The sequence below is a fragment of the Microbacterium wangyouchuni genome, assembly GCF_054072595.1.
In genome coordinates this window covers 275,403-297,255 of record NZ_JBSVRM010000004.1, presented here as the reverse complement: position 1 = coordinate 297,255, position 21,853 = coordinate 275,403, and the positions used below count along the sequence as shown (strand labels likewise).

The following is a 21,853-nucleotide window of genomic DNA, read 5'->3' as shown; positions in this document are numbered from 1 at the left end:
GACTACTCCGAGAGGGCATCCCACTGCCACAGCGCGGCGCCCGTCTCACCCTGCTCGATGGTGTCACCAGCGGTGACCTGGAGGCACAAGTTGATGACTTCGCCATCTGTGATCGTCGTTGGGACGGCGGTTCCGCTGGCGAAGGCTGTTTCGTCACAGCCGAACACCGTGGTGGCAACCGACGCGAATGTCAGATCTCCGCTGAGCGTACCGCTCACGACAGGTGCAACCTCGGTGAGCGTTGCCGATGTGGTGGACTCCAGGCTCAGCGCGTACGGCGTGTAGACGACGTCGTTCGGACTCAGGTTCGTGAAGTCCGCAGTGAACGTCAGTTCTGCCGCGCCCGCCTCAGAAGCATGGTCAGCAAATGTCGTTCCGTCCGTCGAACCTTGGAAGACAAAGCTGCCAGATGCGAAGTCAACGGTCGCGAACTCGGAGTCATTCCACGCGGCGAGCGTAACAGCGGCCCCGACGCCGAGTACCAACCCGCCGGCGAGCACTGCATAGATCTTGTTACGACGTGAACTTTCCATGAATCCCCCTCATATCGTGCGCGTGGGTAGCGCGCATGTTACGGGCCAGCGTAGTGCTTATCGGTGATTTTTGGGCTTGCCGTCTGCGAAACCGACACGCGTGCTTAACGGCATGCAGCGGCAGCGTCGATCAGTTCTTGCGGGGGAGTGCCGTAAGTGGATGTTCCGTTGGCTCGGTTGAGGTAGCCCATACTGATGGCCCACGCTGTCGCCCAGTCCTCGACCTTGTCCTGTGACGAATCGTCATATGCGCCCTCGCATCGAACGCTGATTGCGTGACCGACCTCATGCGCGACCAGGGCTCTGCTGCGCTCGCTCGGCCAGCGCTCCGCCACCGAGTTCGACAACTCGATATTCGCGTAGCCCGGATCGCCGTACCACCAACTTGCGTAACCGCCCATACTGTCTGCATCCCCGAATCCGTTGACGAGCGGTGCCCAGTCGAAGTCAAGAAGGAGGCCGGGTGCGAGGCTGCGAGCGAAGGTCTCGACCTCGTCTCGAGCGGAGTTCAGCGGGCCACTCTTCTCCATGAGTTCGGCATGCTCGGATGTAAGCATGGCGGCAGCTGCCTGTTCCATGTCCAAGTAAGCGGTGGATGCTTCGGTGGAGAAGTCATCGGAAGACCGAGTCAGGCGTTGAGTAGCAGCGCGAAAAGCCACGATATCGGGGTTGCGCGCCGAGATGTGGTCGGCCTCGAACTGTTCGGCTGATTCGGTTGCCGAGGTCACAGCGGCGGTGCCCGCTTCTTGCAGCACACTCGTGGCGGCCGCAGCATCCTGACCCGCCGACCTGTAATCGTCGATCAGTCGGACGGTCGTCGAAGAATCGGCATTGAGCTGCGCTGTCGCGACGAACAATTCCCATGCCCACCCGGGCTTCGTCGTTGCTGTGGGTGCGGTTTCGCCTGCCGACGTGGCCATCCGCTCCACCACGGGCGCAGCGTCGTCAACAGCAGTGGCGAGGTTCTGCTTGGCCTCAGCATCCATCAGCCAGACGCTGGCTGTGGCGATGACGCTCTCTCCAGCTTTGCTGACCTCGTGAAGTTCGTCGACGGCTTCGACCAAGGATGAGTGACTGTTCTCGGCATCCGTTGCGAGCGAATCGAACGCGCGTCTCGCGTCGTCATAAAGCAGATTCGCTGCCAGCTGAACAGCCCCGAACAGAATGCCGATCACGGCAACAGTCACTGCTAGGCGGATGACAATGGTGCGTCGCGCTGAACCCGGAGGAGCTGGTGACTCGGTCACGGCGCATCCTTCCGAAGAAGTGGAGGGGCTGACGAGAATCGAACTCGCATCATCTGTTTGGAAGACAGAGGCTTTACCACTAAGCTACAGCCCCGGACCCATCGACTAGCTCTGGGACCGAACCCGGTCAAAACCGGACCTGATTAGCATAGCGGACGTTGAGAGTGTTCCTGTCCGTTAGACTCGACGAGGCCGTTCCCGTCTACGGGATCGACCGGGGCGTAGCTCAGCTTGGTAGAGCGCCCGCTTTGGGAGCGGGAAGTCGCAGGTTCAAATCCTGTCGCCCCGACAACGGCCCCCTAAAACCTCACGGCCGCGCCGTTGCGCGGAAATCCAAAAGGAGACACACAAGCATGGCGAATAGCACCGTCGAGAAGCTGACCCCGACCCGGGTGAAGCTCACCATCACGGTCACCCCGGACGACCTGAAGCCCAGCATCGCGCACGCGTATGAGCACATCGCGCAGGACGTCCAGATCCCCGGCTTCCGCAAGGGCAAGGTCCCCGCTCCTATCATTGACCAGCGCATCGGCCGTGGCGCCGTCATCGAGCACGCTGCCAACGAGTCGCTTGACAAGTTCTTCCGCGAGGCTGCCAACGAGCACAAGCTGCGCGTCGTCGGCCGTCCGTCCGCTGACATCACCCAGTGGCCGAACGAGAAGGACTTCTCTGGAGACCTGCTCGTCGATGTCGAGGTGGACGTGCGCCCCGAGATCGAGGTTCCCGCGTTCGACGAGATCACGCTGACCGTTGACGCAGTCGAAGCTGACGACGCTGCGCTGGACGCTGAGCTTGACCAGCTGCGCGCCCGTTTCGGCACGCTCATCCCCGTCGACCGTCCGGCAGCGAAGGGTGACTTTGTTGAGCTCGACCTGGTTGCCACGATCGACGACAACGAGATCGACCGTGCCGAGGGTGTCTCCTACGAGGTCGGCTCCGGCGAGCTGCTTGAGGGCATCGATGACGCCGTTGAGTCGCTCACTGCTGGCGAGGACACGACCTTCCGCTCGAAGCTCGTCGGTGGCGACAACGCCGGCGCCGAGGCCGAGGTATCCGTGACCGTCAAGGCTGTCAAGGAGCGCGAGCTTCCTGAGGCAGACGACGACTTCGCTCAGATCGCCAGTGAGTTCGACACCATCGCTGAGCTGCGCGACAGCCTCGCCGAGCGCGTGAGCGAGCAGGCCGTCTTCGCACAGGGCTCGGCCGCACGCGACAAGCTCATCGAGGCGTTGCTCGAGAAGGTTGAAATCCCCGTTCCTCCGCAGCTCATCGAAGACGAGGTGCACAACCACCTCGAAGGTGAGAACCGCCTTGAGGATGACGAGCACCGCGCTGAGGTCACCGAGGCGAGCGAGAAGCAGTTCCGCACGCAGGTCCTCCTCGACACGATCGCCGAGCAGGCTGACGTGCAGGTTTCGCAGGAAGAGCTGAGCCAGTACCTGATCCAGTCCGCTGCGCAGTACGGCATGGCTCCGCAGGAGTTCGTCGAGGCGCTGCAGTCCTCGAACCAGCTGCCCGCACTGGTCGGCGAGGTCGCCCGCAACAAGGCGCTCGCGATCGCCCTGGGCAAGGTCAACGTGGTCGACACCAACGGCAAACCCGTGGACCTGTCGAGCCTGGTCGCCGTCGACGACGAGGACGAGGCTGCTGAGTCGGCTGACGCTTCCGCCGATGAGAAGCCTGCTGCGAAGAAGGCTCCGGCGAAGAAGGCCGCCGCCAAGAAGCCGGCCGCCAAGAAGGCTGCTGACGCTGAGGCTACCGACGCTGACGCTGCTGACGAGAAGCCGGCCGCGAAGAAGCCCGCTGCGAAGAAGCCGGCCGCCAAGAAGGCTCCGGCGAAGAAGGCTGACGCAGCCGAGTAATCGCGCTGTAAATTGACGAAAGGACGGATGCTTCGGCATCCGTCCTTTCGCGTTGAAGCGGGAAGCTTCGAGAACGAACTCGTTCTCGAGGAGCTCAGCGCACGTCGGTATCGTGCGTGGCAGTGCCGCGCACCATCTCAACCCAGCGCGTGAGGAACGCAGCCCCTGCTTCGTCGTGGATCAACCCTCCGGCGGTCAGTACAGGGTAGGGCGTCTCCGGAATGCCATCGGCCGGCCGCACATCGACATGAGCAACAGTGAAGCCCTGCTCGTGTAGCCAGTCGGCCATCGCGTAGTCGGTGCGCGAGTCGCCCACCGTGCGCCACTGCTGAGGCAGCGGGCCATTCGGCAGCAGCATCTCGATCGCGCGCATTGCGCCGAGATCCTTGCCGAGCCGGACCGATTCGATATCGGTGGAGATGATCGTCGAGTCGATGCGGTACCCGACGTCGCCGACAGCATCCGCCGCGATCACGCCATTGTGTTCGATGCCTAGATCGTGCCGGCCCATCTCATCGAAGGCCGCGGCGTCGAACTCAACCTGTCGCACCTTGTAGGCGGCGTTGTCGATACTCGTGTGCTGCTCGATCGAAACCATGGCGCGTTTGGTGCGGTCGAAGAACATGTGATCATCGAATCGCTCCCCGACGAGCTTTTCGATCGATTCTGCGTAGGATGCCGGAACCGCGAGTTCATGCGACACCTCGATCTCGCCAGCACCTTCGGGAGTGATGGCGAACCACACGGCACCCTTCTCGCACACGGCGAAAACCCGCGCATGCTCGGGAAGACCGGCGGCGACAAGCGGCATGACGACTTCCTCGCGCAAAAAAGCGTCGGAGCGTCCGGTATTGAAAACGATCGGGATGCCGGCGCCGGCAAGCTCCACCAGATCGGTCACAATCGACCGGATCGCGACCGTGCGGGTCACAGGGCTGGCGATCGGGCCATCGACATCGAGCAGCAGTCCGAGCAGGGGTGCGGTATCACTCATACCTCGACGCTACCGGCGTCTGAACCGGTCTGCTGACTCGGCGATCGTTCATCTGGTGCGCCACGCTGATATGCCGACGGCGAACACGGCCTGAGCGCGGCGCGTGCGCCGGTAGATTCGAATCACCGAACACGGAAACAGGAGCTGAAATGGCTGCAGAACCCCTTGTCGCGACAAGCGTCTTTGACAGACTGCTGAAGGACCGCATCATCTGGCTGGGGTCAGAGGTGCGTGACGATAACGCCAACGAGATTTGCGCGAAGATTCTTCTTCTCGCCGCAGAGGACTCGGAGAAGGACATCTATCTTTACGTCAACTCGCCCGGTGGCTCGATCACCGCGGGTATGGCGATCTACGACACGATGCAGTTCGTGCCCAACGACATCGTCACGGTCGGCATCGGCATGGCGGCGTCCATGGGGCAGCTGCTGCTCACTGCTGGGACCAAGGGCAAGCGGTACATCACGCCCAACGCTCGCGTTCTGTTGCACCAGCCGCACGGTGGCTTTGGTGGCACCTCGAGTGACATCCAGACGCAGGCCCAGTTGATCGTCTCGATGAAGAACCGTCTGGCCGAGATCACGGCCGCACAGACCGGGAAGAGCGTCGAGCAGATCAACGAAGACGGTGACCGTGACCGTTGGTTCACAGCAGCTGAGGCGCTCGAGTACGGCTTCGTCGATCACATTCGCGAGTCGGCCTCCGATGTCATCGGCGGCGGCGGCACCGCCGACTCGGCTGAATAACGGATTCGAGAGGATATCTATGTACACCCCTACTTTCCAATCCGCTGGCAACCTGCCCTCCAGCCGCTACGTGCTCCCGCAGTTCGAGGAGCGCACGGCGTACGGCTTCAAGCGTCAGGATCCGTACAACAAGCTCTTCGAAGATCGCGTGATCTTCCTGGGCGTACAGGTCGATGACGTCTCGGCTGACGACGTCATGGCGCAGCTCTTGGTGCTCGAGAGCCAGGACGCCGAGCGTGACATCACGATGTACATCAACTCACCCGGTGGATCCTTCACCGCGATGACGGCGATCTACGACACGATGCAGTACGTCGCGCCGCAGATTCAGACTGTCGTTCTCGGCCAGGCGGCCTCTGCCGCATCTGTGCTGCTGGCAGCAGGAGCACCAGGCAAGCGTCTCGCTCTGCCCAACGCCCGCGTGCTGATGCACCAGCCGGCAATGGGTGAAGCAGGGCACGGTCAGGCGTCGGATATTGAGATCCAGGCTGCCGAGATCCTGCGCATGCGCACGTGGCTCGAAGAGACCATGGCCAAGCACACCGGCAAGCCCGTTGAACAGGTCAACAAGGACATCGACCGCGACATGATTCTCTCCGCGGCTGAGGCTCTTGACTATGGTGTCGTTGACCAGGTGTTGACGACGCGTAAGCGGTCCTAATCGAGATGTGGGTCATCGGCCATCGTGCCGATGACCCACTTCTGTCCGATCCAGATCTCAAGGAGAACACTCATGACGCAGAACCTTGCGCGTTACGCCGACCACACTCTTCTGAAGCCCGAGGCAACCCGAGCTGATGTCGCCGCGACCATCGCAGAGGCAGCCGAACTCGGCGCTTACAGTGTGTGCCTGTCGCCGTCGATGCTCCCGATCGATCTGCCCGAGGGGTTGAAGCTGGCTGTAGTGATCGGTTTCCCCAGCGGTAAGCACCACTCAGAGATTAAAGCTGCAGAGGCTGCGCTTGCGGTGGCACAGGGTGCCGACGAGCTTGACATGGTCATCGACATCGGAGCCGCGATCGAGGGTGACTACGCCCGAGTGGAGTCCGATATCCGCGCCGTCCGGGAAGCTGCTCCCGCGCCCATCGTGCTCAAGGTGATCATGGAATCGGCGGCGCTCAGCGATGAGGCCATCGTGGCCGTCAGCCGCGCGGCAGAAGCCGCCGGAGCGGATTTCGTGAAGACATCGACCGGTTTTCACCCGGCGGGTGGAGCATCCGTTCACGCGGTCGAGCTGATGAAGAGCACCGTCGGCGACCGTCTCGAGGTTAAGGCTTCCGGCGGAATTCGCACGCGTGAGGTTGCCGAGGCCATGATCGCCGCGGGCGCGACACGCCTGGGCGTCTCGAGCACCCGCGCAATCGTCGAAGACGTCGAGACAGCCAGCGACTACTGACAATCGACACGGGAGTGTGCGCTCCGACCGTGCCAATGCGGCGCAGTGTCGGAGGTAGCGGTTAGGCTCGAAGGAGTTTCTCAGTCTCCCCAAGGAGGACGCGCATGGCCCGAATCGGTGAAAGCGCTGACCTGTTCAAGTGCTCATTCTGCGGAAAGAGCCAGAAACAGGTGCAGCAGCTGATCGCTGGCCCCGGTGTGTACATCTGCGACGAGTGCGTCGAGTTGTGCAACGAGATCATCGAAGAGCGCATGGCGGAATCCTCGGCCGAGGGCGTCGCGGACTTCGAGTTGCCGAAACCGCGCGAGATCTACAGCTTCCTCGAGGAATACGTCGTCGGACAAGAGCAGGCCAAGCGCTCGCTGTCTGTCGCCGTCTACAACCACTACAAGCGCGTTCGTGCGCATGGCACCCTGCAGCTCGCCGAGCAGAAGGCCGACGAAGTCGAGATCGCGAAGAGCAACATCTTGATGATCGGCCCCACCGGCTGCGGTAAGACCTACCTTGCGCAGACTCTGGCCAAGCGGCTCAACGTACCCTTCGCCGTCGCCGATGCCACAGCGCTTACCGAAGCAGGTTACGTGGGTGAAGACGTCGAGAACATTCTCCTGAAGCTCATCCAGGCCGCCGACTACGACGTGAAGCGTGCCGAGCAGGGCATCATCTACATCGACGAGATCGACAAGATCGCTCGCAAGTCGGAGAACCCGTCGATCACTCGTGACGTCTCCGGCGAGGGCGTGCAGCAGGCGCTTCTGAAGATCATCGAGGGGACTGTCGCGGCGGTGCCACCGCAGGGCGGTCGTAAGCACCCGCATCAGGAGTTCCTGCAGATCGACACCACGAACGTGCTGTTCATCGTCGCCGGTGCTTTCGCCGGGCTGGAAGACATCGTCTCCTCGCGGGTAGGCAAGCACGGCGTCGGGTTCGGTGCACCGTTGCATGACAAGAGCAAAGACCTCGACCTGTTCAGCGAGGTGCTGCCCGAGGATCTGCACAAGTTCGGATTGATTCCCGAGTTCATCGGTCGACTGCCGGTGGTCGCATCGGTCACGCCGCTCGACCAGAAGGCGCTGATCGAGATCCTCACGGGCCCTCGCAACGCCCTGGTCAAGCAGTACCAGCGCATGTTCCAGCTCGACGGTGTGGAGCTCGAGTTCGACGATGATGCGCTGAGCTCGATCGCCGATCTTGCAGTAGAGCGCAAGACAGGTGCGCGCGGTCTGCGTGCGATCCTGGAAGATGTGCTCGGCCCGATCATGTTCGAGATCCCGTCGGCGGAAGACGTGAAGAAGGTCATTGTCACCCGCGAGGCTGTTGACGATGGCGCGGCACCCACGGTCGTGTTGGAGCGCAAGCGCAAGAGCGCCTGAGCGGACGATGACTGCGGCCGGGGTACAGCCTGCGCCGTGGACGGTGGTTGATTCCGAGATCGTCGTGGCCGATCGTTGGATCCGACTGCGTGCAGACACGTGCCTGGATGCCGCCGGTCGCACAATCGCGCCGTACTACGTAATGGAGCCAGCGGAGTGGATCTCGGTCCTCGCGCTGAACGCCGACGGTGATGCGATCCTCGTCGAGGAGTACCGACACGGCGCGGGCGTCATGGCGCTCGGCACGATCGGTGGAGCGGTCGATGCCGGAGAATTGCCGCAGGACGCTGCGGCGAGGGAGCTTCGCGAGGAAACAGGTTGCGAAGCAAGCGAGATCATTGACCTCGGCGCCACCTGGGCGAACTTCGGCAACCATACGAACCGCGTTCACCACTTCCTCGCTCGCGACTGTACACAGGTGGCGGCACAATCGCTCGATGCCGGCGAACTCATTTCCGTACGCGTCGTGCCGTTGGCAAAGGCCGGCGAGCGGCTGCTGCAGAGTTTCCATCAGCTCACCTGGTACAAGGCGATGCAGCTGCTGAGTTGGCGATGAGCGCGCTCGTACGAAAGTTGGGGGTGAGTTTCGCGATTGCGGTGCTGACGGTCGTGGTCGTCGCGGTTGTCCTCGTGATCATCCTCATCTCATCTATGCGAGACCGGGATGGTGACGAGCTTGCTGCCGCGCGGGTCGAGGACGTCGCTCGTGCTCTGGCTCAGGACCTTGACGGCATCAGTGAGCCGATTGATGCAGAGACGGTGGCCGCCGAAAGATTCCATTCGCGTGCTGCGACGGTCGAACCGTTGACTTGGACGGGGGCGATCGGACTCGAGCAGACAGGCACGATCGAAGCCCGCCTCAGCGCAAGCGTCACGGAGAACTCCATCGGTGGATACTACGGACCGTTCAACTCGGCCGGGTCGGCCGTGCAGTGCTACCGCTACACGATTGCGCTAGGTGAGGATGTCCGCTTCGAAATGATCCCGTGCGACGGTCTTCCAGAACCGCGAACACCCCCGGCCTCGAACCGCCCGGTCCTTCCAGACGACGCTTCGGAGCAGATCGAACGAATCCTCGCGGCCGAGGCCGGCTCTGCGGTGGCCGACCGTCTGCGCGCCGAGTTTCCGGGGGAGGAGTTCACGATCGAGGTCGTCAAGACCGAAGCGGGAGAGGTTGTCGTTGCCGTCGGCGTAAGCCCCGGCACTGACTGCATCCTGCGCGTCCGGAATTTAACGGGCGAGGTCATCGCCCCGTCGTACGATCAGATTTGGCTTCAGCCCGGCGAGCAAGGCTGCTCGACCCAGCTCTACACCTCGCCACCGCTGTGATCCTGCGCGCGCTGCCCGGTACTTGACCGGGATCTCAGTACCATGATCCGCTGCGCTCATTCAATGGGGCAGACAACCAGTGGCCACCGTGCTTAGCCTAGGAGTGTTCAACGTTCTCACGCATCGTCGTGCGTTCAGGTGGTGATCAAGGTGACGGTGACCCAGATGTCAGGTCAGAAGTATGTCGAGGCGTTCCATCAGCTCGCGGCAGAGGCGCATCAATCTGGGCTCATGCGTCGACGCTATGGATTCTATTGGTCAGCGATCCTCTTCTGGGTCTTGGCGACTGCAGGCATCCTGGTCGGTGTCGCATTCCTCGGAGACACCTGGTTCCAGCTGATCCTGGCAGCGCTGCTCGGGTTGTGCATGGCGCAACTCGGCTTCCTCGGTCATGAGGCGGCTCACCAGGAGATGTTCGAGTCACGTCGCTGGAACGACTGGACAGCCCGGGTTCTCGCGGGTCTGTTCACCGGCCTCAGCTACGGCTGGTGGGTCGACAAGCATGGTCGTCATCACGCAAATCCGAACAAGGAGCGTTCGGATCCGGATGTGGGGGCGGGCGTGCTTTCCTTCACCCCAGAAGGCACTGATGGGCGTACGGGATTCCTGTCACGGATCGGCCGATTCCAGGGATTCTTTTTCATCCCGCTTCTCTTGTTCGAAGGGTTCTCCCTTCATATTGACTCGGTCAAGACGATCCTCGTCGGCAAGAATGTGACGCATCGCTGGACGGAGATCCTCTTCGTCGGAATCCGCATCGTCGGCTTTCTCGCATTCCTCTTCCTTGTCCTTCCGCCGCTCATGGCTGCGGCCTTCGCGGCGGTGCAGGTGGCCGTGTTCGGATTCCTCCTCGGCGGTGCGTTCACGCCCAACCACATCGGGATGCCCACGGTTCCGCATGACGCGAAAATCGACTTCTTGCGGCGCCAGGTGCGCATGTCGCGGAACGTGCGCGGTGGTCCGCTCGTGCACTTCTTCATGGGAGGCCTGGAGTACCAGGTGGAGCACCACCTGTTCCCGAAGGCGCCGCGACCGAGTCTTCCTGCCCTGCAGAAGATCGTCCGCAGGCACTGTGCGGCCAACGACATCCCCTACGAAGAAGCCACACTCATTCAGTCATTTCGGACGATTCTCGCTTACCTGAACCAGGTGGGGCACATGAACCGTGACTTGTATACCTGTCCGCTGGTCCGCGAGTATCGCGGATGAGCAACCACGACAACGAGAGTAGAGATCATGAAGGTCACCGTGCACCCGACCGCCTGCGTCGCCTCAGCGCATTGCAGTAGGACTGCGCCCCGGGTGTTCGCCAACAGGGACGAAGACGGCGGGTTCGTCCGGCTTCTCGACGCGAACCCGCCAGAATCCGAATGGGCGGCAGTTCGCGAAGCGGCGGAACTGTGCCCGTCAGCGACGATCCACGTTGAAAATTCCGAGTGAGTCGCCCATCAGCGCGAGAGCGCTAGGGGATCGCGTCGATCTGTGTCACCCGTCCAGCCCGCGGCGTTTCAGCAGCGGCGCGATATCGGCGTCGCGGCCGCGGAAGTCACGGTATGCATCCAGCGGATCCTTTGAGCCGCCGACACCGAGCAGCCTTGCGCGGAAACGGTCGCCGTTCTCGCGGGTGAGCCCGCCATTCTCACGGAACCACTCCACGGTGTCGGCGTCGAGCACCTCGCTCCAGATGTAGGAGTAGTAACCCGCGCTGTACCCGCCCGAGAAGATGTGCGCGAAGTACGTCGAGGAGTAGCGGGTGGGGACGACCGGATTGTCTAGCCCGATCTCAGCAAGCGCTGCCGCCTCGAATGCCGCGACATCCGAAACCGACTCGTCAGCCGCGAGCCGATGCCAGGCCTGATCGAGCCAGGCAGCGGCGAGATATTCACTCGTGTCGTGCCCCTGGTTGAAGGTCTCTGTCGCGCGCAGCCGCTCGACGACCGCAGCATCCAGAGCCTCGCCGGTTTCGAAATGCCGCGCATAGTTGTCGAGCACTTCCGACCACAGGATCCACATCTCGTTGACCTGGCTGGGGAACTCCACGAAATCACGGAACACATTGGTGCCCGCGAAATGCGGGTAGTTGACTGTCGCGAATAGCCCATGCAGCGCATGCCCGAATTCGTGGAACAGCGTCGTCACCTCATCGAGCGTCAGCAGCGTCGGCTGCCCATCTCCCGGCTGTGACACGTTGAGGTTGTTCACGACGACGGGCGCTGTGCCGCGCAGCGCGGATTGGCTGACAATCGGGTTCATCCAGGCACCGCCGCGCTTGGAGTCCCGGGTGTAGAGATCGAGAATGTAGAGCCCCAGCGCGCTGCCGCCGGCATTGTGCACCTCGAATACCCGCGCACCCGGATGGTACGCGACAAGATCGTCGCGTTCGACGAACGTCACGCCGTACAACTGCGTTGCGGCGAAGAACACGCCGTCCTGCAGGACGCGCTCCGCCTCGAACCAGGACCGCAGCGCGGCCGTATCGATGTCGTACTTTGCGGTGCGCACCTTCTCGGTATAAAACGCCCAGTCGTGCGCCTCAAGGGTGAAAGGATCGGTTTCTGTCTCGTCGATGATCGCCTGCAGGGCAGCCTGCTCAGTGCGAGCGTTGGCTGCCGCGGCAGGGGCCAGCCGGTGCAGCAGTTCCGACACGGCCTCCGGTGTGCCAGCTGTCTCATCAGCGGTGACGTAGGCGGCGTGCGAGGAGTATCCGAGCAGCTGAGCTCTATCTGCGCGCACGGCGACGATCTCCGTGAGGGTGGCCTGGTTGCCGTTGGCATTGTTGCGCGTGGCGCGCGAGCGCGATGCGGCCATGATCCGTCGGCGGCTCTCGCGGTTCGTCAGCGAAGCGAGATACGGATGCCCGGTGAACAGCGGCAGCGAGATCAGGTAGCCGCCATCAGCGCCGCGTTCGCTCGCTGCCCGAGATGCCGCGGACAGCTCGCTTTCGGAAAGGCCGTCCAGCTCCTCCGCGCTCTCGAAGAGCACAGCCAGGTCGTTGGTATCGGCCAGCAGATTCTTCTCGAACGTCGTCGTCAGCATCGACAGCTTCTGGTTCAGCGCGGTCAGCTGGGCCTTTGCGGCCTCATCCAGTCCAGCGCCAGCGTGCGTCATCTCACGGTAGTGCCGCTCCACGAGGTATCGGCTCTCGCCATCGAGGTCGAGCTGATCGAGCTGCTCGTACATGTTCTTCACACGCCAGTACAGCTGAGCGTCAAGCCGGATGGCGTCTTCATGAGCGGCCATCAGGGGCGCCAACTCTTCGTCGATCGCCTGGATCTCGTCGGTAGCGTCCGCGGAGCTCACCGTGTAGAAGGCGTGTGCAACGGCCTCGAGCAGGGCTCCCGCCTGCTCGAGCGGCATCATTGTGTTCTCGAATGTGGGCATCGATCGCACGCGGGTGATCGCGGCGATCTCATTGAGGTGCTCTTCGAACGCGGCCTGGAAAGCGGGGAGATAGTGCTCGGGGCGAATCGCGGCATAGTCCGGAAGTGCATAGGGAAGAGCGGACGGCGTCAGGAGCGGGTTCGCGGCATCGGTCATAAAACGAGCCTACGACGCGCGCGCATGGTGTCGTGCAAAGAAACGATTGCAAAATAAAGCTTGCAAAGAAAGCCTTGCAAGGATATCTTTGCATTATGAGCGAAGCAAAGAAGACCCCCGCTGCAGCAGAACGTCGCGTTCTGGATGCTGGTGCACTCAGGGCACTGTCGCACCCGCTGCGGGTGCGGATCTTCGACATCCTCGCGAATGAGGGACCGCAGACCGCCAGCACGCTCGCTGAAATACTGGGGGAGTCGTCCGGTGCGACCAGCTACCACCTGCGGTCGCTGGCCAGCCACGACCTGATCCGTGAGGTCGACGGTGTCAGGGCAGGCCGAGAGCGCTGGTGGGAGCGGCCGGTGGGCGGGATCGTCTACGACTCCCGCGCGGTGCAGGGCTCACCCTCGGGGGAAGCCGCACTCCAGGTCGCGGTCGCAGAGGTGCATCGCCGCCGGCATGACGAGCTCATGGAGTTCTTCACCGGGCGCATTGATAAAGAGCCGGTCGAATGGAGGGGTGCCAGCACCTCGATGACCAGCGGGATCAGCATGACCGCAGAGCAGACCATCGAACTCACGAAGAAGATCGAGGCGCTCATCGACGAGGCTGCTGAACAGTATCGGGATCAGAAGGGCGAGGGTGTGCGGCGGGTCAGTGTTCGAGCCGACGTCTTCCCACTGAAGAGTCATACGACGAACAAGGAGTCCGCATCATGAGCGCTGTCGCAGTCACCCGTACATCTCCCGTGCCGCGCGGAGCGAACGCTCTCGAGCGGGGCTCCATCAGGCTGGCCGATGCGATGACGCGTTGGGCAACCCGCAGAGTAGAGCGTCGACAGGATCGGCGAGAGGCGATGCTCGCAGCGATCAAAGCGGAACAGACTCGCAAGCCTGATCCGCGCGCCACTGACCATGCCCTGTTGCACATGGGCCTGCCACTGCGCTGAGGTCGTCAGTCCTCGAACTCACGCGCAATCACCTCGCCGGTGGCGGTCACGAAGACCTCCCACCCGGCATCCAACTCTGCAATCGGACGGCCCTCGAGCCAGGTGAGCGTCCAGTGCCCGGCGAGACCGCGGGCCTCCACCTCAGTGATCGCTGGACGCAGGACAGCGGGGACGGATGCCGGAGCATCCGATCCCGCCGCCCAACGCGTACCCAGCTGCATCAGCTCTCCTCCACAGGAACCAGCTCGATCTCGGTGACAGCGAGTTCAGCGCCCTCGACGAATTCCAACTCGGCGATGCGGCCAACGGCCCGGAGATCATCTGCGGCCGCGCGAATGGACTCGAGGGTCTCGGCGGGGGCGACGATCACGGCGCGTGATACCGGCGTCTTCTGCGAGGCCTTCGCCTCGGTCTTGGCCCGACGGATGCCGATGAGAGCGGCGCTGGCGGCGGTGAGCACGGATGCGTCGCCGCCGGCAAGGTCGCCACTGGTCGGCCAGGCAGCGGTGTGGATCGAGCCCTCCTCGAACCAGGACCAGGCCTCTTCCGTCGCAAAGGACGCGACGGGGGCGAGCAGCCGCAGCAGCGTCGACAGGGCGATCCGCAGTGCGAGCGCAGCTGAGGGCTGTCCGACGTCGGTCTGATCGTAGGCGCGCTCCTTGACCAGCTCGAGGTAGTCGTCGCAGAACGTCCAGAAGAACGACTCAGTGATCTCCAGTGCGCGGGCGTGATCGAACGCGTCGAACGCCTTGGTGGCCTCGGCGACGACACCATCGAGCGTGGCGAGCATAGAAGCATCCAGAGCGTGCGTGACCTCGGCACCTTCGGGAACCGGGAACGACAGGACGAACTTTGCCGCGTTCAAGATCTTGATCGCCAGGCGGCGACCGATCTTCATTTGCGTCGGGTTCTGAGGGTCGAAGGCGGCATCCACACCGAGGCGGCTGGAGGCCGCCCAGTAGCGAACAGCATCCGATCCGTGCTTCTCGAGAATGTCGGCCGGGGTGACCACATTGCCCTTGGACTTCGACATCTTCTTGCGGTCGGGGTCGACGATGAAGCCGGAGATCGACGCGTGCTGCCACGGCGAGCGCTGGTCTTCCAGCGTCGAGCGCAGCATGGTCGAGAACAGCCACGTGCGGATGATGTCCTGTCCTTGCGGGCGTACATCGAAGGGAGCAACCAGGTTCCACAGCTCCTCATCGCGCTGCCATCCGCCGGCCAGCTGCGGCGTCAGTGACGAGGTGGCCCAGGTGTCGAGGATGTCGACCTCGGCCTCGAAGCCGAGGGCCTGACCGCGCTGATCCTCGGTGTAACCGACCGGCACATCCACGGTCGGGTCAACCGGCAACTGCTCGGCGGAAGCCAGGATGACGCGGTCGTAGTCGCGGTCACCGTTCTCGTCCAGGCCGTACCAGACCGGCAGCGGCACACCGAAGAAGCGTTGGCGAGAAACGAGCCAGTCGCCGGTGAGACCGCCGACCCAGTTCTCGTAGCGCACGCGCATGAAGTCCGGGTGCCACTGCATCTGGCGTCCGTGGTCGATGAGCTGCTCGCGCAGTTTCTCGTCGCGGGCGCCGTTGCGGATGTACCACTGACGCGTCGACACGATCTCCAGCGGGCGGTCGCCCTTCTCGAAGAACTTCACGGCGTGGTTGAAGGGCTTGGAGACCTCCAGCAGCTCGCCGGATTCCTCGAGCAGTTCGGCGATGCGCTTCTTGGCGCTGAAGACGGTCTTGCCTGCCAACTCGGCATAGGCGCTCTTGCCGGCATCCGAAATGATCGCCTCCGGAGCATCGGCGATCACGCGGCCGTCCAGCCCCAGAATCGCACGGATCGGCAGGTCGAGCTCGCGCCACCAGATCATGTCGGTCACATCACCGAAGGTGCAGACCATCGCGATGCCGGACCCCTTGTCCTGCTGGGCGAGATGATGCGCGAGCACCGGAACCTCGACATCGAACAGCGGGGTGCGCACGGTCTGGCCGAAGTACGACTGGTAACGCTCATCATCCGGGTGCGCCACGAGCGCGACACATGCCGCGAGAAGCTCGGGGCGGGTGGTTTCGATGTGGATGTCGCCGGTGCCGTCGGTCTTGTGGAAGGCGAGTCGGTGGAAGGCGGCCTGCTGTTCGCGATCTTCGAGCTCCGCCTGCGCGATGGCGGAGCGGAAGTCGACGTCCCACAGCGTCGGGGCGAGCGCCTGGTATGCCTCGCCGCGCTCATGGTTGCGGATGAAGCCGAGCTGGCTCTGGCGCATCGTCTCATCCGAGATCGTGCGGTATGTCTGGGTCCAGTCGACGCTGAGGCCAAGCTGGCGGAAAACCTCTTCGAACTGTTTCTCGTCTTCGATCGTGAGGCGCTCGCACAGTTCGATGAAGTTGCGGCGGCTGATGGGCTGCTGGTCGGCGGCCTTCAGGCTCTTCGCATTGCCCTCGAACGGAGGAGTGAAATCGGAGTCGTAGGGGAGGGTCGGATCGACGCGCACTCCGTAGAAGTTCTGCACGCGGCGCTCGGTGGGCAGGCCGTTATCGTCCCACCCGATGGGGTAGAAGACGCTCTTGCCGCGCATGCGCTCGTAGCGCGCCTTCACATCGGTGTGCGTGTACGAGAACACGTGTCCGATGTGCAGAGAACCGGATGCCGTCGGCGGAGGTGTATCGATCGAGTAAACGCCCTCGCGACCGATCTCTGCTGCGCGGACGCGATCGAACAGATAAGTGCCCTGCGCGGACCAGGTGCCGTCCCACTTCGCTTCGAGACCTTCGAGGACGGGCTTTTCAGGGATCTGATTCTGACTGGACGCGGCCATGAAGGTCTCCTTGCGCGATGTATGCGGCACTGTGTGAGCGTGCCTGAGTGTGGAATGTGCTGACCAGTCTAACGAAGAGTGAGCGCGGTGGAGCGGGGGCTAGTTCGACCGAGTCCAACAATTGCGAGTAGACTGGGTCGACCCCCTTCACCTTTTCTGAGGACCCGCATGCCCACTCCACTCGTGCGTCGTATTCTGCCCGTCACCGCGCTCGCCGCTGCTGCCGCACTCGCCCTCAGTGCCTGCACGGGCACGGTGAACGATCCACCAGCGGCTGAGAACCGCGAGGTCGTCTGGGCCATCGAGGGAGCGAATCTCTCGGCCGGTCACATGGACCCGCAGACCAGTCAGCTCGACGTGTCTGGCATGGTGCAGCGCGTCGTCCTGGATTCTCTGGTCTCCCAGCAGGCTGATGGGTCATTCTCACCGTGGCTCGCTGCGGACTGGACGGTCTCCGAGGATGCCACCAGCTACACCTTCGAGCTCCGCGACGATGTCACATTCCATGATGGTGAGCCCTTCAACGCCGAAGCGGTCAAAGCGAACTTCGACCGCATCGTCGATCCGGAGACGGCATCAGCGCAGGCCGCCAGCATGCTTGGCGCTGACTTCTACGCGGGCACCGAAGTCATCGACGAGTTCACCGTGGAGGTGAACTTCACTCAGCCGTACTCGCCGTTCCTGCAGGCTGCGAGCACCGCGCAACTCGGGTTCTACTCGCCAGCTGTACTGGAAAGTTCTGCCGATCAGCTAAAGGCCGGCGGACCCGACGTGACGGTGGGTACCGGTCCCTTCGAGCTCACCGAGTACACGCCCGATCAAGAGCTCGTCTACACCCGCAACCCCGACTATGCGTGGGGCCCTGATGGTGCAGAGGCTGCGAAGTTCGAGACCCTGCGCGTGGAGATTCTGCCTGAGGCCTCAGTGCGTGCCGGCGTCGTGGAGAGCGGCGAGGCAGACCTCGCCAGCAATCTGCCGCCGAACCTCGCCGCCACGCTTCCCGACACACTGACTGTCGAGTCTCTTGAGTACCCCGGCCTGCCGTACTCGCTGTACCTCAATGAGAAGTACGGGGTGTTCGCAGATCAGAAGGTGCGGCAGGCGTTTGCGCGTGGCATTGACATCGACGCAGCAGTGGAGGAGATCTTCTTCGGCCAGTTTCCGCGGGCGTGGAGCGTCCTCGGCTCGACCACGCCAGGCTATGACGCCTCCCTCGAGGGCAGTTGGCCGTTCGACCAGGATGCGGCGAATCAGCTGCTCGACGACGCCGGGTGGACCGAGCGCGATGCCGACGACATCCGGATGAAAGACGGCGAGCGCTTGTCAGTGCGCTGGATCGCGTGGACGCCGGTTCCCGATGACAAGGCGGCTCTCGGCAATGCGATTCAGTCCGACCTCGCCGACATCGGCTTCGAGGTCGTGCGCGAGGTCCTCGAGCCGGGCGCGTACAACGAGCAGTACGGGCCGAAGACTTTCGACCTGACGGACTGGGGCTTCTCCGGAGTCGACGGTGACCTGCTGCGCAGCCACCTGCACACCGATGGCTTCCAGAACGCGTCACAGGTGTCGAACGCGGACGTGGATGCTCTGCTCGAGCAGGGCATCGCGACCACCGACACGGAAGAGCGCACCGCGATCTACCAGCAGCTGCAGCAGTGGAACGCCGAGTACACCGCGATTGTTCCGCTGTACAGTCCGTCGCTGATCACCGCCGTGAACGACAGCGTCGACGGCCTGGCCTACGATCTGTACGGACGGCCGCTGTTCTACGCGGCGACGGTCAGCTGATCTCGGCGGAGGGGGAGCGGTGAGAGCCACCCTGACGCGGATTGCGGAGCTCGCGGCATCCGTCATCGTCGTCCTGTGGGGCGCGGCGACCGTCGCATTCCTCGCATTCCGAGTCATCCCCGGCGATCCGGTTTCGGTGATGCTCGGGCCGCAGGCCCAGGTCAGTGACACAGTCAAGGACGGTATTCGCACTCAGCTCGGTTTGGATCGCCCGCCGGGGGAGCAGTACCTGAGCTATCTCGGGCAGCTCGTGCGCGGCGACCTCGGAGAGTCGTACCAGTTGCGGATGCCGGTGACCGAGGTGATCGGCCGCCAGCTCAGCTCCACCGTGCAGTTGACCGCACTGGCCCTGGTCATCGCTGTGATTCTCGCGCTCTGCGGGACGCTGCTTTTTCACGGGCAGATCTCGCGGACCGTGATTGCAGGGATCGAGCTGATTGTGCTGTCATCGCCGGTGTTCTGGATCGGCCTCATTCTGCTCAGCGTGTTCGCCTTCGGTCTCGGCTGGTTCCCGGTCGCCGGAACCCGCAATCCGGCGACCATCGTGCTACCGGCGGTGACGCTCGCTCTTCCGGTCTCAGCTCTTCTCGGACAGGTGCTCCGCGATGGCATCGAGGCGGCTGAACGCCAGCCGTTCGCGACCACGGTGCGCGCACGCGGCGCCGGGTACACCCGGCTAACCATGCACCACACCCTCCGGCACGGGGCAGCGGGCGCTCTGACACTCACGGCCTACCTGATCGGATCGCTGCTCGGCGGCGCTGTGCTGGTCGAGACGGTGTTCGCGAGACCCGGGCTCGGCCGGGTGACCCTCGCGGCGATCTCCGATCGTGATCTTCCGGTGATCACCGGAATCATCCTGTTCAGTGCCGTCGTGTTCGTCGTTGTGAATCTCCTCGTCGAACTGCTGCAGCCCGTGCTGGATCCGCGTCAGCGACGGCAGGTGAGCGCATGACGGCGTCGCGACGCATCCTGCTCGGCGCGGCCCTTCTCGTTCTTGCCGTGGTGGCGGTGATGGCGCTGATGCCCCAATTGATCGCCACGCACGACCCGCTGCGCACCGACGTACGGGCCGCCCTCGAAGCGCCGAGCGCCGCCCACCTATTCGGAACCGACCAGAGCGGACGCGATGTCTTCTCCCGCGTTGTCTACGCAGCGGGGCGCTCCGTCGGGATCGGCCTGCTCGCCACAGCCCTCGCCCTGGTCGTCGGGTTGATCATCGGTGCGCTCAGTGGGATCGCTCCGCGGGCAGTGGATGCTGTGCTCATGAGGGTCGCGGACGTTTGGATGGCGTTTCCGGAATTTCTCGTAGCCCTCGTGGTCGTCGCCATCCTCGGACCCGGACCGGTCAACATCGCGATCGCCGTGACGATCGCCGCGATCCCGGTGTACCTGCGACTGGCGCGGGTGCAGACGCGCATCCTCGTGCGTGCCGAGCACGTGGAAGCGGCGCGCATCCTCGGTGTGCCGCCCGTGCCGGCTTTCACTAGGCACGTGATCCCCGGCGTGCTGGGTGCACTCAGCGTGCTGGCCACGATCGGGGTCGGCTCCAGCATCCTGGCCGCCGCAGGCCTCAGCTTTCTCGGTCTCGGTCCGATCGAGCCGGTGCCGGAATGGGGACTGATGCTCTCCGGCGGGCGCAATGTCCTCGCCCAGGCCTGGTGGATCGCCCTCTTCCCCGGACTCGCGATCACGCTGACGGTTATATCGGCGACCGTCGTCGGCCGCACACTGCGGGCGCGGGCCGAAGGGAGGCGCATATGAGGGCCCTCGATGTGCAGGAACTGTCGATCTCCATCGGCGGGGCGCTACTCGTCGACGGTGTCTCCTTCACCGTCGCTCCCGGCGAATGCCTCGCCATCGTTGGCGAATCGGGGGCGGGGAAGTCGCTGACCGCGGCCGCGCTGCTGGGCTTGGCTCCCGATACCGCTCGCGTCTCCGCTCACACGCTCACTGTCGATGGCGTGGATGCTCGGCGGCACAGCGATCGCGAGTGGCGCGCGCTGCGCGGCAACCGCATCGGGCTGGTCTCCCAGGACGCCCTGGTCTCATTGGACCCGCTGCGCCGAATCGGGGCCGAGGTGGCCGAGCCCCTGGCCATACATACCGACCTGACCCGCTCCCAGCGTCGTGATCGGTCAGTCGAACTGCTTGAATCTGTTGCCATGCCGTTCCCTCAGGTGCGTGCACGGGAGTATCCTCACCAGCTCAGCGGCGGTCTGCGTCAGCGGGCGCTCATCGCCTCAGCGCTCGCCGCAGGCCCCGCCGTCCTGATCGCCGATGAACCGACGACGGCGCTGGACACGACTGTGCAGGCGCGCTTGCTGACGCTGATGCGCCAGATCGTAGATGCTGGCACCGCCGTCGTCTTTATCAGTCATGACTTCGCCGCGGTTCGGCGCGTCGCTGATCGCGTACTCGTGATGCGAGCAGGGCGTGTGATCGAGCAGGGACTCGTCACTGAGGTGCTCGATGCGCCTCGCGAGGACTACACCCGCATGCTGATCGCAGCCAGCCGGCATGAGCCGCGGTCGGAGGATCGTTTCGGACTCGGTACCGCGGTGCTGGGCGCCGTCGAACTGTCGAAGAGCTTCGCTGGCAGGACGGCCGTGGCGAATGCGTCCTTCACTCTGCTCGAGGGTCAGACGCTGGGGATCGTGGGGGAGTCGGGATCAGGAAAGACCACACTCGCGCGCATGCTCGTCGGAGTCGAGACCCCGGATGCCGGCAGCATTCGTTGGCACGGCAGGAGCCGGGTGCAGCTTGTGCATCAGAATCCACTAGGCGCATTCGACCCGCGCTGGAGCATCGGCCGCTCGTTGCGTGAAGCACTGGCTGCGGGCGGCGTTGCACGTAACGCACGGAAGGCGCGCGTCGCACAGCTGATGGCCGAGGTGGATCTTTCGGCGGAGCTCGCGCGTCGCCGACCGGCGCAGCTGTCTGGAGGACAACGCCAGCGAGCGGCTATCGCCCGTGCGCTCGCCGCAGAGCCCGACGTGCTGATCCTTGACGAACCGGTCTCGGCGTTGGATCCGTCAGTACGCGAGAAGGTGCTGCAGATGTTGAAACGGCTTCAGACAGAACGAGGGCTCTCAATGGTGCTGATCTCGCACGATCTTGATGTCGTCGCGGCCGTTGCCGATGACGTTCTCGTCATGCTCGACGGGGCGATCGTCGAGCAGGGGCCGGTGGCGGACGTGTTCGCCGCACCGCAGCATCCGTTCACCAGGGAGCTGCTGGCGGCAGGACGTTGAGCGCGTCGCTGTCAGGGAACTCTCAGGTTTGCTAGC

At 63.6% G+C, this 21,853-nt stretch carries 21 protein-coding genes and 2 tRNA genes; 16 read left to right on the top strand and 7 right to left on the bottom strand.

Translation table 11 applies throughout. The annotated features are described in order from the left end of the window. Positions 1 to 2: 2 nt before the first annotated feature. The 3 genes from ACW5CM_RS08780 to ACW5CM_RS08770 form a co-directional block, all read right to left on the bottom strand. Positions 3 to 533 carry a SipW-dependent-type signal peptide-containing protein gene (locus tag ACW5CM_RS08780; protein WP_457124780.1) on the bottom strand — a complete coding sequence of 177 codons (531 nt, stop codon included), beginning with the start codon at positions 531 to 533 and terminating at the stop codon, positions 3 to 5. A 104-nt stretch (positions 534 to 637) separates the two neighbouring features. Continuing rightward, positions 638 to 1,780, bottom strand: coding sequence for a hypothetical protein (locus tag ACW5CM_RS08775; protein ID WP_457124779.1), 1,143 nt, complete (start codon positions 1,778 to 1,780; stop codon positions 638 to 640). A 20-nt stretch (positions 1,781 to 1,800) separates the two neighbouring features. Continuing rightward, positions 1,801 to 1,874: transfer RNA gene (locus ACW5CM_RS08770), tRNA-Gly, on the bottom strand. Positions 1,875 to 1,995: 121 nt separating this feature from the next. Between ACW5CM_RS08770 and ACW5CM_RS08765 the strand changes: the two genes are divergently transcribed. Next, positions 1,996 to 2,069 (top strand) — tRNA-Pro (locus tag ACW5CM_RS08765). Between the two features lie 64 nt (positions 2,070 to 2,133). Continuing rightward, positions 2,134 to 3,642, top strand: coding sequence for a trigger factor (gene tig / locus ACW5CM_RS08760; protein WP_457124778.1), 1,509 nt, complete (start codon positions 2,134 to 2,136; stop codon positions 3,640 to 3,642). Between the two features lie 94 nt (positions 3,643 to 3,736). Here the strand turns inward: tig and ACW5CM_RS08755 are convergent, their stop codons facing one another. Next, on the bottom strand, positions 3,737 to 4,636 hold the full coding sequence (locus ACW5CM_RS08755) for a hypothetical protein (RefSeq protein WP_457124777.1): 900 nt from the start codon (positions 4,634 to 4,636) through the stop codon (positions 3,737 to 3,739). A gap of 149 nt (positions 4,637 to 4,785) precedes the next feature. Here ACW5CM_RS08755 and ACW5CM_RS08750 point away from each other — a divergent pair, with 149 nt between their 5' ends. From ACW5CM_RS08750 to ACW5CM_RS08715, 8 genes are all read left to right on the top strand, one after another. Then, positions 4,786 to 5,382, top strand: coding sequence for an ATP-dependent Clp protease proteolytic subunit (locus ACW5CM_RS08750; protein WP_438255401.1), 597 nt, complete (start codon positions 4,786 to 4,788; stop codon positions 5,380 to 5,382). A gap of 19 nt (positions 5,383 to 5,401) precedes the next feature. Beyond that, on the top strand, positions 5,402 to 6,043 hold the full coding sequence (locus ACW5CM_RS08745) for an ATP-dependent Clp protease proteolytic subunit (RefSeq protein ID WP_438255402.1): 642 nt from the start codon (positions 5,402 to 5,404) through the stop codon (positions 6,041 to 6,043). Positions 6,044 to 6,115: 72 nt separating this feature from the next. After that, positions 6,116 to 6,778 carry a deoxyribose-phosphate aldolase gene (deoC, locus tag ACW5CM_RS08740; RefSeq protein ID WP_439254275.1) on the top strand — a complete coding sequence of 221 codons (663 nt, stop codon included), beginning with the start codon at positions 6,116 to 6,118 and terminating at the stop codon, positions 6,776 to 6,778. A gap of 104 nt (positions 6,779 to 6,882) precedes the next feature. Beyond that, complete coding sequence (gene clpX, locus ACW5CM_RS08735; protein ID WP_438255404.1) at positions 6,883 to 8,151, top strand: ATP-dependent Clp protease ATP-binding subunit ClpX; 1,269 nt, start codon at positions 6,883 to 6,885, stop codon at positions 8,149 to 8,151. A gap of 7 nt (positions 8,152 to 8,158) precedes the next feature. Further along, the gene (locus ACW5CM_RS08730; RefSeq protein WP_457124776.1) at positions 8,159 to 8,707 is read left to right on the top strand and encodes an NUDIX hydrolase; all 549 of its coding nucleotides are present in this window, start codon (positions 8,159 to 8,161) and stop codon (positions 8,705 to 8,707) included. Beyond that, complete coding sequence (locus ACW5CM_RS08725) at positions 8,704 to 9,480, top strand: hypothetical protein (RefSeq protein WP_457124775.1); 777 nt, start codon at positions 8,704 to 8,706, stop codon at positions 9,478 to 9,480. Before ACW5CM_RS08730 ends, ACW5CM_RS08725 begins: the two co-directional genes overlap by 4 nt. A gap of 165 nt (positions 9,481 to 9,645) precedes the next feature. After that, positions 9,646 to 10,689 carry a fatty acid desaturase family protein gene (locus ACW5CM_RS08720; RefSeq protein ID WP_457124774.1) on the top strand — a complete coding sequence of 348 codons (1,044 nt, stop codon included), beginning with the start codon at positions 9,646 to 9,648 and terminating at the stop codon, positions 10,687 to 10,689. 27 nt (positions 10,690 to 10,716) lie between these two features. Further along, a complete protein-coding gene (locus ACW5CM_RS08715) occupies positions 10,717 to 10,920 on the top strand; it encodes a ferredoxin (RefSeq protein ID WP_457124773.1) in 204 nt (67 codons plus the stop codon). Between the two features lie 45 nt (positions 10,921 to 10,965). On the opposite strand, the gene ACW5CM_RS08710 is transcribed toward ACW5CM_RS08715, so the two are convergent. Then, on the bottom strand, positions 10,966 to 13,017 hold the full coding sequence (locus tag ACW5CM_RS08710) for a M3 family metallopeptidase (RefSeq protein ID WP_457124772.1): 2,052 nt from the start codon (positions 13,015 to 13,017) through the stop codon (positions 10,966 to 10,968). A 95-nt stretch (positions 13,018 to 13,112) separates the two neighbouring features. Here ACW5CM_RS08710 and ACW5CM_RS08705 point away from each other — a divergent pair, with 95 nt between their 5' ends. Beyond that, entirely contained in the window at positions 13,113 to 13,733 is a 621-nt protein-coding gene (locus ACW5CM_RS08705; protein ID WP_438255411.1) for an ArsR/SmtB family transcription factor, read from the top strand. Further along, a complete protein-coding gene (locus tag ACW5CM_RS08700; RefSeq protein ID WP_438255412.1) occupies positions 13,730 to 13,963 on the top strand; it encodes a hypothetical protein in 234 nt (77 codons plus the stop codon). The genes ACW5CM_RS08705 and ACW5CM_RS08700 overlap by 4 nt, the downstream gene beginning before the upstream one ends. 5 nt (positions 13,964 to 13,968) lie before the next feature. Here ACW5CM_RS08700 and ACW5CM_RS08695 read toward each other — a convergent pair whose 3' ends face one another. Then, positions 13,969 to 14,184, bottom strand: coding sequence for a hypothetical protein (locus ACW5CM_RS08695; RefSeq protein WP_438255413.1), 216 nt, complete (start codon positions 14,182 to 14,184; stop codon positions 13,969 to 13,971). Beyond that, entirely contained in the window at positions 14,184 to 16,775 is a 2,592-nt protein-coding gene (valS, locus tag ACW5CM_RS08690) for a valine--tRNA ligase (protein WP_457124771.1), read from the bottom strand. The genes ACW5CM_RS08695 and valS overlap by 1 nt, the downstream gene beginning before the upstream one ends. Before the next feature lie 168 nt (positions 16,776 to 16,943). On the opposite strand from valS, the gene ACW5CM_RS08685 reads away from it, so the two are divergent. Genes ACW5CM_RS08685 through ACW5CM_RS08670 form a run of 4 tightly spaced genes read left to right on the top strand, consistent with a single transcriptional unit; the run spans position 16,944 to position 21,817 of the window. Further along, positions 16,944 to 18,563 (top strand): ABC transporter substrate-binding protein, encoded by a 1,620-nt coding sequence (locus ACW5CM_RS08685; RefSeq protein ID WP_457124770.1) that lies wholly within the window; start codon positions 16,944 to 16,946, stop codon positions 18,561 to 18,563. Positions 18,564 to 18,582: 19 nt separating this feature from the next. Continuing rightward, positions 18,583 to 19,518, top strand: coding sequence for an ABC transporter permease (locus tag ACW5CM_RS08680; RefSeq protein WP_457124769.1), 936 nt, complete (start codon positions 18,583 to 18,585; stop codon positions 19,516 to 19,518). After that, the gene (locus tag ACW5CM_RS08675; protein ID WP_439254284.1) at positions 19,515 to 20,327 is read left to right on the top strand and encodes an ABC transporter permease; all 813 of its coding nucleotides are present in this window, start codon (positions 19,515 to 19,517) and stop codon (positions 20,325 to 20,327) included. The genes ACW5CM_RS08680 and ACW5CM_RS08675 overlap by 4 nt, the downstream gene beginning before the upstream one ends. Continuing rightward, a complete protein-coding gene (locus ACW5CM_RS08670) occupies positions 20,324 to 21,817 on the top strand; it encodes a dipeptide ABC transporter ATP-binding protein (RefSeq protein WP_457124768.1) in 1,494 nt (497 codons plus the stop codon). The genes ACW5CM_RS08675 and ACW5CM_RS08670 overlap by 4 nt, the downstream gene beginning before the upstream one ends. Positions 21,818 to 21,853 lie beyond the last annotated feature (36 nt).